The sequence below is a fragment of the Tenacibaculum sp. XPcli2-G genome (assembly GCF_024124505.1).
GTDB lineage: Bacteria > Bacteroidota > Bacteroidia > Flavobacteriales > Flavobacteriaceae > Polaribacter > Polaribacter mesophilus.
On the sequence record NZ_JAMXSH010000004.1, the window covers coordinates 265,543 to 278,342 of the forward strand.

Genomic DNA, 12,800 nt, shown 5'->3' on the forward strand with positions numbered 1-12,800 from the left:
CTTGATATTATTTATAAATTTAAGTTTTTATAAACTTTGTTCAATCTCATCCTTAGGTCCAACTACGATATCTTCGTAAGCTCTCATTCCTGTACCTGCTGGTATACGTTTACCAACAATTACGTTTTCTTTTAATCCTTCTAAGGTATCAATTTTACCATTTACAGCGGCTTCATTTAATACTTTAGTTGTTTCTTGGAATGATGCAGCTGAGATAAATGACTTCGTTTGTAACGATGCTCTTGTAATACCTTGTAATACTTGCTCAGCTGTTGCTGGTTGAGCATCACGTGCTACTACTAAGTTTTTATCTTCTCTACGTAATAAAGAGTTTTCATCTCTTAATTGACGAGCTGAAACTATTTGTCCTGGTTTCAAGTTAGCAGAATCTCCTGAGTCTTCAACAACTTTCATTCCATAAATAGCGTCATTTTCTTTGATGAAATCCGTTTTATGAACTAATTGATTTTCTAAGAATAAAGTATCTCCTGAATCAATAATTCTAACTTTACGCATCATTTGACGTACTACTACTTCAAAGTGTTTGTCGTTAATTTTTACCCCTTGTAAACGGTATACTTCTTGGATCTCGTTTACTAAGTATTCTTGAACTGCTGAAGGTCCTTTGATATTTAAGATATCAATAGGAGTAATTGCTCCATCAGATAATGGCATTCCTGCTTTGATAAAGTCGTTTTCTTGAACTAAGATTTGATTAGATAACTTAATTAAGTATTTCTTAATCTCTCCTGTTTTAGATTCGATAATAATTTCACGGTTACCACGCTTAATCTTACCAAATGACACAACTCCATCAATTTGTGCTACTACAGCTGGGTTAGAAGGGTTACGCGCTTCGAATAACTCAGTTACACGTGGTAAACCTCCTGTAATATCTCCTGCTTTACCAGACTTACGAGGAATCTTCACTAATGTTTTACCGGTTTCTACTTTATCTCCATCATTTACCATTAAATGAGCTCCTACAGGTAAACTATACGAACGTAAAGCATTACCATCAGCATCTTCAATAATTAATGAAGGAATGATTTTTTTATTCTTAGAATCTGTTATTACTTTTTCTTGGAATCCTGTTTGTTCATCGACTTCTACAGAATAGTTAATTCCTTGTTCTAAATTGTCGAACTTAACTTTACCTCCAAATTCAGAAACAATAACTCCGTTAAATGGATCCCATTGACATACTGCATCTCCTTTCTTGATCGTCTTTCTTTCTTTATCAAAGATAATAGAACCGTAAGGAATTATGTTAGTACTTAATACGATGCCTGTTTTCTTATCAGTAATTTTAATTTCTGCAGTACGAGAAATTACGATATCTACTTCTTCGCCTGCTGAATCTTTACCTTTTACAGTACGTAAATCATCAATAGTTACAGAACCGTCGAATTTTGCGATTAACTTATTGTCTTCAGAAATGTTTCCTGCTACCCCTCCAACGTGGAATGTACGTAATGTTAACTGTGTACCTGGTTCTCCAATAGACTGTGCAGCAATTACACCAACTGCTTCACCTCTTTGAACTTTTTGACCTGTTGATAAACTTTGTCCGTAACATTTCTCACAAATTCCTCTTTCAGATTCACATGTTAATGCTGAACGAACTTCAACTTTATCTACGCCTGATGCCTCAATTTTGTCAGCTAAAATTGGAGTAATCAACTCTCCTGCTTCAACTAATAATTCATCTGTAGTTGGAGCATAAACATCATATAATGCTGTACGTCCTGAAATTCTTTCACTTAAAGGTTCAACGATTTCATCGTTTTTCTTTAAGGCAGAAACTTCTAATCCTCTTAATGTACCACAATCTTCTTCGTTTACGATAACATCTTGAGATACGTCTACTAAACGACGTGTTAAATATCCTGCATCGGCTGTTTTTAATGCGGTATCGGCAAGTCCTTTACGTGCACCGTGCGTGGAGATAAAGTATTCTAAAATTGATAACCCTTCTTTAAAGTTCGATAAAATTGGGTTTTCAATAATTTCTCCACCTCCTGCGGTCGATTTTTTAGGTTTTGCCATTAATCCACGCATACCAGTTAACTGACGAATCTGCTCTTTCGATCCACGTGCTCCAGAATCTAACATCATAAACACTGAGTTAAATCCTTGCTGGTCTTCACGTAAACGCTTCATAGATAATTCAGTTAATCGGTTGTTGGTAGATCCCCAAACATCAATTACCTGATTATAACGTTCTTTTTGCGTTAACATACCCATGTTATAATTCATAACAATTCCATCCACTTCTTCGTTCGCTTCAGCAATCATGGTATGTTTTTCTTCCGGAATAATGATATCTCCTAATGAGAAAGATAAACCACCTTGGAAGGCAAATTTATACCCCATTCCTTTGATATCATCTAAGAACTTACCTATTGATGGAATATCTGTTACTTTTAGGATATTACCAATAATTCCACGTAATGATTTCTTTGTTAATACCTCATTAATATATCCTGCTTGTTCAGGTACCACTTCGTTAAATAATACTCTACCAACAGTAGTTTCTATTAATTGAGTTACTAACTCACCATTCTCGTTAAAGTCTTTAGTTCTTACTTTTATTCCAGCATTTAAGTCTACTTGCTCCTCATTATAAGCAATAGTTACTTCTTCTGGAGAATAGAAAGTTAACCCTTCACCTTTAATAGGTACTTCTGGAGTTGACTTTCTTTCTTTTGTCATATAATATAACCCTAAAACCATATCCTGAGATGGTACCGTAATTGGTGCTCCATTTGCAGGGTTTAAAACATTATGAGAAGCTAACATTAATAACTGTGCTTCTAAAATTGCTTCTGGTCCTAATGGTAAGTGAACCGCCATTTGATCCCCATCAAAATCGGCATTAAATGCCGTACATACTAATGGGTGTAAACGAATTGCCTTTCCTTCAATTAATTTTGGTTGGAAAGCTTGAATACCTAAACGGTGTAAGGTAGGGGCACGGTTTAATAAAACAGGGTGTCCTTTAATTACATTTTCTAAGATATCCCAAACAACTGGTTCTTTTCTGTCAATTATTTTCTTTGCAGATTTAACTGTCTTAACAATTCCTCTTTCGATTAACTTACGAATAACGAAAGGTTTGTATAATTCAGCTGCCATATCTTTTGGCAATCCACATTCGTATAATTTTAATTCTGGTCCAACAACAATTACCGAACGTGCAGAGTAATCAACACGTTTACCTAATAAGTTTTGACGGAAACGTCCTTGCTTACCTTTTAAACTATCAGATAATGATTTTAATGGTCTGTTAGACTCTGTTTTTACAGCTGATGATTTACGTGTGTTATCAAATAATGAATCTACTGATTCTTGTAACATACGTTTTTCATTACGTAAAATTACTTCTGGTGCTTTAATTTCCATTAATCGTTTTAAACGATTGTTACGGATAATTACACGACGATATAAATCATTTAAGTCAGAAGTAGCAAAACGACCTCCATCTAATGGTACTAATGGACGTAATTCTGGTGGAATAACCGGAATTACCTTCATAATCATCCATTCTGGATTGTTTTCTCTATTTTTTTGAGAATCTCTGAATGCTTCTACAACATTTAGACGCTTTAATGCTTCATTTTTACGTTGCTTAGAAGTTTCAGTGTTTGCTTTATGACGCAATTGGTATGATAACTCGTCTAAATCGATTCTTTCTAATAAATCAATTAAACACTCTGCACCCATTTTAGCGATAAACTTATTAGGGTCAGAATCTTCTAAATACATATTTTCTTGTGGAAGCTCATCTACGATATCTAAGTATTCTTCCTCAGTTAAGAAGTCCATTTTTTGTAATGGTTCTCCTTCGGCATTCTTAGCAATACCTGGTTGAATTACTACGTAACGTTCGTAGTAAATAATCATATCTAACTTCTTAGATGGTAACCCTAAAAGGTACCCCATTTTGTTAGGTAATGATCTAAAGTACCAAATATGTGCAACTGGTACTACTAAGTTAATATGACCTACTCTATCTCTACGTACTTTTTTCTCAGTAACTTCAACACCACAACGGTCACAAACGATACCTTTATATCGAATTCTTTTATATTTACCACACGCACACTCATAGTCTTTTACAGGACCAAAGATACGCTCACAAAACAATCCATCTCTTTCTGGTTTGTGTGTACGGTAGTTTATAGTTTCTGGTTTTAACACCTCTCCTTTAGAAGCCTCTAAAATAGACTCAGGTGATGCTAAACCTATTGAAATTTTGTTAAACTTCTTAACAGTGTATTTTTCGTTTTTTCTTGCCATGATAATGGATTCGAATTAAAAATAAATGTCTTATAATAAGACTGATATTGAAAAAATGATTTGCCTCAGAGCTTACACTCTGAGACATTTCACTGTGATTATTCTTCTAATTTAACGTCTAATCCTAAACCTTTAAGTTCGTGCATTAATACGTTAAATGATTCTGGTAAACCTGGTTCTGGCATTGCTTCTCCTTTAACGATAGACTCGTAAGTTTTTGCTCTACCTAATACATCATCAGACTTAACAGTTAAGATTTCTCGTAAGATACTTGATGCACCATATGCTTCAAGTGCCCATACCTCCATCTCACCAAAACGCTGACCTCCAAACTGTGCTTTACCTCCTAATGGTTGCTGAGTAATTAATGAGTAAGGCCCAATAGAACGCGCGTGCATCTTATCTTCAATCATGTGACCTAACTTAATCATATAAATTACTCCAACCGTTGCAGGCTGATCGAAACGTTTACCTGTACCTCCGTCATATAAATATGTGTGTCCGTAACGTGGTATTCCTGCTTCATCAGTTAAAGCATTGATTTGATCAATTTTTGCACCATCAAAAATTGGTGTTGCATACTTTTGACCTAATTTTTGACCTGCCCATCCAAGAACAGTTTCATAAATCTGACCAATGTTCATACGAGATGGTACCCCTAATGGGTTTAATACGATATCTACTGGTGTTCCGTCTTCTAAGAAAGGCATATCTTCTTGACGTACAATACGTGCAACAATACCTTTATTTCCGTGACGTCCTGCCATCTTATCTCCTACTTTTAATTTACGTTTCTTAGCTACATAAATTTTAGCAAGTTTTAAGATACCTGCTGGTAATTCGTCTCCTACAGAGATTGTAAATTTCTCACGACGTAAAACTCCTTGTAGGTCGTTTACTTTAATCTTGTAATTGTGAACTAATTCTACAACTAATTGATTTAAGTCTTTATCAGTAGTCCAAGTTCCACTTAAATGTGTAAAGTCTTCTACAGAGTTTAACATTTTTTGTGTAAACTTTTTACCTTTTGGCAATACTTCTTCTCCTAAGTCGTTATACACTCCTTGAGAAGTTTTTCCTGATACTAAGTTGAATAACTTTTCAACTAAAACATCTTTTAATTCTTCAAACTTAGACACATAAGATGCTTCTAAAGCTGCTATTGCTTCTTTATCACGAGCACGCTTATTCTTATCTTTTACTGCGCGTTTGAATAATTTTTTGTTAATTACAACTCCTCTTAATGATGGAGACGCTTTTAATGATGCATCTTTTACATCTCCTGCTTTATCTCCAAAGATAGCACGTAATAACTTTTCTTCTGGGGTAGGGTCAGATTCTCCTTTTGGTGTAATTTTACCAATTAAAATATCACCAGGATTTACTTCTGCTCCAATACGAATCATTCCATTTTCATCTAAGTCTTTTGTAGCCTCTTCAGAAACATTAGGAATATCGTTTGTTAATTCTTCAGCTCCTAATTTAGTATCACGAACATCTAATGAATATTCATCAATATGAATAGAAGTAAAGATATCTTCACGAACTACTTTTTCAGAAATCACAATCGCATCCTCAAAGTTATACCCTTTCCAAGGCATAAAGGCTACTTTCATGTTTCTACCTAAAGCTAATTCTCCTTTTTGTGTTGCATATCCTTCACAAAGTACTTGACCTTCTTCAACTCTATCACCTACTTTTACAATCGGTTTTAAGTTGATATTAGTACCTTGGTTTGTTTTTCTAAACTTAATTAAGTCGTACGACACTTCATCAGAATCAAAGCTAACCATGCGCTCTTCTTCTGTCCTATCGTACTTAATTGTTATTTTATTGGCGTCTACATATTCTACAACTCCTGCTCCTTCAGCATTGATTAAGATACGAGAATCTTTTGCTACTCTACGTTCTAAACCAGTACCAACAATTGGAGACTCTGGACGTAATAATGGAACTGCTTGACGCATCATGTTCGATCCCATCAGTGCACGGTTCGCATCATCATGCTCTAAGAAAGGAATTAATGATGCCGAAATCGAAGCAATTTGATTAGGAGCAACATCCATATAATTAATTGCTTCAGGGTTTTCCACTGGAAAATCTCCTTCTTCACGTGCAATAACTCTTTCGCTCTCTATTTTACCATCATTTGCTACTGGTAAATTAGATTGAGCAATTTTCATTCCTTCTTCTTCTTCTGCTGATAAATAAATTGGTTCTTCAGAAGAGACTGAACCATTATCTACCTTTTTGTATGGAGTTTCAATGAATCCCATATTATTTACTTTAGCATAAACCGCTAAAGAAGAAATAAGTCCAATGTTTGGTCCTTCAGGTGTTTCAATCGGACATAAACGACCATAATGCGTATAGTGAACGTCACGAACCTCGAAACCTGCTCTTTCACGTGATAAACCTCCAGGTCCTAAAGCTGATAAACGACGCTTATGAGTAATCTCTGCTAATGGATTTGTTTGATCCATAAATTGAGATAACTGGTTGGTACCAAAGAAAGAGTTAATTACTGAAGATAACGTCTTAGCGTTAATTAAGTCGATTGGAGTAAACACCTCATTATCACGAACATTCATTCTCTCACGAATAGTACGTGCCATACGAGCTAAACCTACACCAAATTGACCTGCTAATTGCTCACCAACAGTTCTAACACGACGATTAGATAAGTGATCGATATCATCTACTTCAGCCTTTGAATTGATTAATTCAATTAAGTACTTAATGATTGTAATGATATCATTCTTAGTTAATACTTTTTGATCTAAATCTTCATTTAACTGAAGTTTAGTATTCATTCTAAAACGTCCTACTTCACCTAAACTATAACGTTGCTCTGAGAAGAATAATTTTTCAATAATACCTCTTGCAGTTTCCTCATCTGGCGGTTCAGCATTACGTAATTGTCTATATACATGCTCTACAGCTTCCTTTTCAGAGTTTGTAGGGTCTTTTTGTAATGTATTGTGAATGATGGCATAATCTGCTTGCTGATTGTCTTCTTTATGTAACAAGACTGTTTTTGCACCTGCTTCAATTATTTCATCAATATGTTCTTTTTCTATAATAGTATCACGGTCGAAAATGATTTCGTTACGCTCAATAGAGACAACTTCTCCTGTATCTTCATCTACGAAATCTTCATGCCAAGTTTTTAATACTCTTGCTGCTAATTTACGCCCTAATACTTTCTTTAATCCAGCTTTAGAAACTTTTACTTCTTCAGCTAAATCAAAAATCTCTAAAATATCTTTATCTCTTTCAAAACCTATGGCTCTGAATAACGTTGTTACTGGTAATTTTTTCTTTCTATCAATATAAGCATACATTACTTGATTGATATCGGTAGCAAATTCAATCCAAGAACCTTTGAATGGAATTACTCTTGCAGAGTATAACTTGGTTCCATTAGCGTGGAAAGATTGCCCAAAGAATACACCTGGTGAACGGTGTAATTGTGACACTACAACTCTTTCTGCACCATTAATAATAAAGGTACCAGAGTTTGTCATATAAGGAATTGTACCTAAATACACATCTTGAACGATTGTTTCGAAATCTTCGTGTTCTGGGTCAGTACAATATAATTTTAAACGTGCTTTTAGAGGTACACTGTGAGTTAATCCACGCTCGATACATTCTTGAATGCTATACCTTGGAGGATCTACAAAGTAGTCTAAAAATTCTAATACAAATTGATTACGTGTATCTGTAATCGGGAAGTTATCCATGAAAGTTTTATACAAACCTTCTTCTCCTCGCTCTTCAGCTTTAGTTTGCAATTGGAAGAAATCTTGAAAAGACTTCACCTGAATATCTAAAAAGTCTGGATAATCAGCTCCTAACTGCGATGACGCGAAGTTAATTCTTTCAGTAGTATTTATCGTTGCCAAAAGAGATGCTATTTTTAATTAAAAATATTATTTTTGAAACTTAATTGTTTCAATACTGCAATTTTAATTGCTCTTACTGATTAAAAATCAGCACTTTATAATCGTAAATTCACAAATACAAAAAATGTGAAAAATAAAGAACGAATATATACACAAAATGGTTTAGGCCTAAAAACATGAGTCTTTAGTACCTAAACCTTTATTGTTTTTTCCCGTTTTCTATAATTCGGGAGTATAGCTTACTTAAGCTCTACCTCAGCTCCTGCTTCTTCTAAAGACTTTTTAAGACCTTCAGCCTCATCTTTAGATACACCTTCTTTGATTGGTGCTGGTGCGCTATCTACAATACCTTTAGCTTCTTTTAATCCTAATCCAGTTAATTCTTTAACTAATTTTACAACTGCTAATTTAGATCCTCCAGCTGCTTTTAAGATTACATCAAACTCAGTTTTCTCTTCTGCTGCATCTCCACCACCTGCTGCTGGTCCTGCTACTGCTACTGCTGCTGCTGCTGGCTCAATACCATACTCTTCTTTTAAAATATCAGCTAATTCATTAACTTCTTTTACTGTTAAGTTAACTAATTGTTCTGCGAAATCTTTTAAATCTGCCATTTTAATTGTTTTTTAAAAATTTTATTTATTTAGTTTATTAGTGCGCGAAATTATTTTTCTGATAATGTCTTTAAGATACCTGATAATTTACCTCCACCTGACTGTAATGCTGAAACAACATTCTTAGCAGGAGATTGTAATAAGGTAATAATATCTCCAATAAGTTCTTCTCTAGATTTGATGTTTACAAGAGCATCTAATTGGTCATCTCCAATATAAACTGCCTCCTCTACATACGCCCCTTTTAATAAAGGACGATCTTTTGATTTTTTTCTGAACTCTTTGATAACTTTTGCTGGTGCATTTGCTGCTTCAGCAATTAACATTGAAGTGTTACCTTTTAATACCTCTGGTAATTCTCCGAAATCTTTATCAGAAGCTTCCATTGCTTTTGAAAGCAATGTGTTTTTAACAACAGCCAATTGTACGTTCGCTTTAAAACATGCTCTACGTAAGTTAGATGTAGTAGCTGCATCTAAACCAGAAATATCTGCTAAATAGATCGTGCTAGTATCTGCTAATTGTGCTGTTAAATCTTGTATTACTTGTGATTTTTCCTCTCTAGTCATAATTAAAAAGTTTTAACTGCCTTACGATACTGTTTTAACATCTACAGCTACACTAGGACTCATAGTAGAAGACATAAAAATACTTTTAATATAAGTTCCTTTAGCCGCTGTTGGCTTTAATTTAATTAATGTTTGAATTAACTCGTTTGCATTTTCTTCAATCTTTGCAGCATCGAAAGATGCTTTTCCGATTGCAGCGTGTACAATACCAGTTTTATCTACTTTAAAGTCGATTTTACCAGCTTTTACTTCTTGTACTGCTTTTGCAACATCCATAGTTACTGTACCAGTTTTAGGGTTAGGCATTAAACCACGAGGACCTAATACACGTCCTAAAGGACCTAATTTACCCATTACGCTTGGCATAGTAATAATAACGTCAACATCAGTCCAACCACCTTTAATTTTTTGAAGGTATTCATCTAATCCAACGTAATCAGCACCAGCTTCTTTAGCTTCCGCTTCTTTATCTGGAGTAACTAATGCTAAAACTTTTACATCTTTACCAGTTCCGTGAGGTAATGTTACAACACCACGAACCATTTGATTAGCTTTACGAGGATCTACTCCTAAACGTACTGCTAAGTCTACAGATGCGTCAAACTTTACATTTGTAATCTCTTTAACTAATGCTGATGCATCTTGTAAGCTATAAACTTTAGAGCTATCTACTTTAGCACGAGCTTCTTTTTGCTTTCTAGTAATTGCCATTTCTAAATATCTTTTAAAGTTTAAGCAGGTGCATCACCTGTTACTGTTAATCCCATAGAACGAGCTGTTCCAGCAATCATTCTCATTGCAGACTCTACTTCAAAGGCATTCATATCTACCATTTTGTCTTCTGCAATTCCACGAATTTGATCCCAAGAAACGCTTGCTACTTTTTTCCTATTAGGTTCTCCTGAACCTTTCTTAATTTTGGCCGCTTCTAATAATTGTACTGCAGCTGGTGGAGTTTTTACAACAAACTCAAATGATTTGTCTGTATAAACTGTAATAACAACAGGTAATACTTTACCTTGCTTGTCCTGTGTACGAGCATTAAACTGCTTACAGAACTCCATGATGTTAACACCGGCAGCACCTAAAGCGGGTCCAACTGGTGGCGACGGATTCGCTGCACCTCCCCTAACTTGTAGTTTAACTAATTTACTTACTTCTTTTGCCATTGTTTAAGATTTAACGATGTGTTTAAATTGGAAGCTTAAACCCATCAAAATATAGGTGTAACAATTATATTTTCTCTACTTGCATATAGTTTAACTCTAATGGAGTTTTTCTTCCGAAAATCTTTACCATTACTTCTAACTTACGCTTTTCTTCATTTACCTTTTCAACAGTTCCATCAAACCCATTGAAAGGGCCATCAATTACTTTTACAGTTTCTCCAACTGAATAAGGAATTGCAATATTTTCGTCTTTAACAGAAAGTTCATCAACTTTCCCTAACATTCTGTTTACTTCTGATTTACGCATTGGTACGGGATCTCCTCCTTTTGTTTCACCTAAAAAACCAATAACTCCTGTTACTGATTTAATTACGTGAGGAACTTCTCCTGCTAAATTAGCCTCAACCATTACATAACCAGGAAAGTAAACTCTTTCTCTGTTAATTTTCTTTCCGTTTCTTACTTGAATAACTTTTTCTGTAGGAACAATTACTTGGTTCACAAAATCAGACAACCCATGACGAGCAATCTCAGTCTCGATATAAGTTTTCACCTTATTTTCTTGACCTCCAATAGCTCTAACCACATACCACTTCATCACCGAATCAGCCATCATTAAAACATTTTAAAGAAGTTATCTAACCCTGTTTGAAAAACCTTATCTATCCCCGCTACAGCTAAAGCAAATACGATTGTAAATGCTGCAACTACTACAGTAGACTTTTGAGCTTCTTCACGAGAAATCCAAGTCATATTGGTATTTAATTCTTCAAAAGAATCTTTAATGTATTGTACAAAGTTACTCATATTTTATCCTTTTAACGAGTTGCAGTTTTCACCACAACTCGTTTTAGTTTTTTGCACGGGTTGAGAGGCTCGAACTCCCGACACCTGGTTTTGGAGACCAGTGCTCTACCAACTGAGCTAAACCCGTATTTTAAAGGAGTCCCTCTCTTATAAAAGAGACTCCTTATACTTTATTATTAAACTATAATTAGTCTAAGATTTCAGTTACCTGACCAGCTCCTACTGTTCTACCTCCTTCACGGATTGCGAACTGTAAACCTGTGTTTAATGCGATAGGTTGGATTAAGTCAACAGTAATAGTTAAGTTATCACCTGGCATTACCATTTCAACTCCTTCTGGTAAGTTAATGTTACCTGTTACATCAGTTGTACGTACGTAGAACTGTGGACGGTAGTTGTTGTGGAATGGAGTGTGACGTCCACCTTCTTCTTTCTTTAAGATATACACCTCAGCTTTAAACTTAGCGTGTGGAGTAATAGAACCTGGCTTACAGATTACCATTCCTCTCTTAATTTGAGTCTTTTCAATACCTCTTAATAAGATACCTGCGTTATCTCCTGCCTCACCTCTATCTAAGATTTGACGGAACATCTCGATACCAGTTACAGTAGATGTTAATTTTTCATCTCCCATACCGATAATCTCAACAGGATCTCCTGTATTAATGATACCAGTTTCGATACGTCCAGTTGCTACTGTACCACGACCAGTAATAGAGAATACATCCTCGATTGGCATTAAGAAATCTTTTTCAGTATCTCTTGGTGGCTCTTCGATCCAAGTATCAACAGCTTCCATTAATTCTAAAACTGTATCAACCCACTTTTGCTCTCCGTTTAATGCACCTAAAGCAGAACCAGAAACTACAGGACCATTATCTCCATCATACTCATAGAAAGATAATAAATCTCTCACTTCCATTTCTACTAACTCTAATAACTCTTCGTCATCAACCATATCAACTTTGTTTAAGAAAACAACGATACGTGGAATACCTACCTGACGACCTAATAAGATGTGCTCACGAGTTTGTGGCATTGGACCATCAGTAGCAGCTACTACTAAGATAGCTCCATCCATTTGTGCAGCACCAGTTACCATGTTCTTTACGTAATCGGCGTGACCTGGACAGTCAACGTGCGCGTAGTGACGGTTAGCTGTTGCATACTCTACGTGAGAAGAGTTAATTGTGATACCTCTTTCTTTTTCTTCTGGAGCGTTATCGATTTGATCAAAAGCTCTCTGCTCAGAAAATCCAGCATCTGCTAATACTTTAGTAATTGCAGCAGTTAAAGTAGTTTTACCGTGATCTACGTGACCAATAGTACCTACGTTTAAGTGCGGTTTCGAACGATCATAAGTTCCTTTTGCCATGATTATTAATTTTAATTCTTAGTTAAATATATTTAGTGTTATTTTTAAACTCTTGT

The 12,800-nt window shown here is 35.1% G+C and carries 9 protein-coding genes and 1 tRNA gene; all 10 read right to left on the reverse strand.

Translation table 11 applies throughout. From position 1 onward, the window contains the following. Positions 1-27 precede the first annotated feature (27 nt). The 10 genes from rpoC to tuf all read right to left on the reverse strand — a co-directional run bounded on the left by rpoC (position 28) and on the right by tuf (position 12,744). Entirely contained in the window at positions 28-4,302 is a 4,275-nt protein-coding gene (rpoC, locus tag NH341_RS12095) for a DNA-directed RNA polymerase subunit beta' (RefSeq protein WP_047790110.1), read from the reverse strand. Positions 4,303-4,400: 98 nt separating this feature from the next. Continuing rightward, complete coding sequence (rpoB, locus tag NH341_RS12100; protein ID WP_047790109.1) at positions 4,401-8,210, reverse strand: DNA-directed RNA polymerase subunit beta; 3,810 nt, start codon at positions 8,208-8,210, stop codon at positions 4,401-4,403. Between the two features lie 239 nt (positions 8,211-8,449). Then, entirely contained in the window at positions 8,450-8,824 is a 375-nt protein-coding gene (rplL, locus tag NH341_RS12105; RefSeq protein ID WP_047790108.1) for a 50S ribosomal protein L7/L12, read from the reverse strand. Positions 8,825-8,874: 50 nt separating this feature from the next. Then, positions 8,875-9,393 (reverse strand): 50S ribosomal protein L10, encoded by a 519-nt coding sequence (gene rplJ, locus NH341_RS12110; RefSeq protein WP_047790107.1) that lies wholly within the window; start codon positions 9,391-9,393, stop codon positions 8,875-8,877. Positions 9,394-9,414: 21 nt separating this feature from the next. Continuing rightward, positions 9,415-10,104 (reverse strand): 50S ribosomal protein L1, encoded by a 690-nt coding sequence (gene rplA, locus NH341_RS12115; protein ID WP_047790106.1) that lies wholly within the window; start codon positions 10,102-10,104, stop codon positions 9,415-9,417. Positions 10,105-10,124: 20 nt separating this feature from the next. Next, complete coding sequence (rplK, locus tag NH341_RS12120; RefSeq protein WP_047790105.1) at positions 10,125-10,562, reverse strand: 50S ribosomal protein L11; 438 nt, start codon at positions 10,560-10,562, stop codon at positions 10,125-10,127. Positions 10,563-10,626: 64 nt separating this feature from the next. Next, positions 10,627-11,175: a transcription termination/antitermination protein NusG gene (gene nusG / locus NH341_RS12125; protein ID WP_047790161.1), complete on the reverse strand. Its 549-nt coding sequence runs from the start codon at positions 11,173-11,175 to the stop codon at positions 10,627-10,629. Positions 11,176-11,177: 2 nt separating this feature from the next. Continuing rightward, on the reverse strand, positions 11,178-11,369 hold the full coding sequence (gene secE / locus NH341_RS12130; RefSeq protein WP_047790104.1) for a preprotein translocase subunit SecE: 192 nt from the start codon (positions 11,367-11,369) through the stop codon (positions 11,178-11,180). 54 nt (positions 11,370-11,423) lie between these two features. Then, a tRNA-Trp gene (locus NH341_RS12135) sits at positions 11,424-11,496 on the reverse strand. A gap of 60 nt (positions 11,497-11,556) precedes the next feature. Continuing rightward, positions 11,557-12,744 (reverse strand): elongation factor Tu, encoded by a 1,188-nt coding sequence (tuf, locus tag NH341_RS12140; RefSeq protein ID WP_047790103.1) that lies wholly within the window; start codon positions 12,742-12,744, stop codon positions 11,557-11,559. Positions 12,745-12,800: the final 56 nt, after the last annotated feature.

What these genes read in the sequence shown, in the direction of transcription:
- rplA (WP_047790106.1), bottom strand. Translation starts at nt 10,104, where the DNA reads ATGGCAATTACTAGAAAGCAAAAAGAAGCTCGTGCTAAAGTAGATAGC.
- rplK (WP_047790105.1), bottom strand. Translation starts at nt 10,562, where the DNA reads ATGGCAAAAGAAGTAAGTAAATTAGTTAAACTACAAGTTAGGGGAGGT.
- rpoC (WP_047790110.1), bottom strand. Translation starts at nt 4,302, where the DNA reads ATGGCAAGAAAAAACGAAAAATACACTGTTAAGAAGTTTAACAAAATT.
- secE (WP_047790104.1), bottom strand. Translation starts at nt 11,369, where the DNA reads ATGAGTAACTTTGTACAATACATTAAAGATTCTTTTGAAGAATTAAAT.
- tuf (WP_047790103.1), bottom strand. Translation starts at nt 12,744, where the DNA reads ATGGCAAAAGGAACTTATGATCGTTCGAAACCGCACTTAAACGTAGGT.
- nusG (WP_047790161.1), bottom strand. Translation starts at nt 11,175, where the DNA reads ATGGCTGATTCGGTGATGAAGTGGTATGTGGTTAGAGCTATTGGAGGT.
- rplL (WP_047790108.1), bottom strand. Translation starts at nt 8,824, where the DNA reads ATGGCAGATTTAAAAGATTTCGCAGAACAATTAGTTAACTTAACAGTA.
- rplJ (WP_047790107.1), bottom strand. Translation starts at nt 9,393, where the DNA reads ATGACTAGAGAGGAAAAATCACAAGTAATACAAGATTTAACAGCACAA.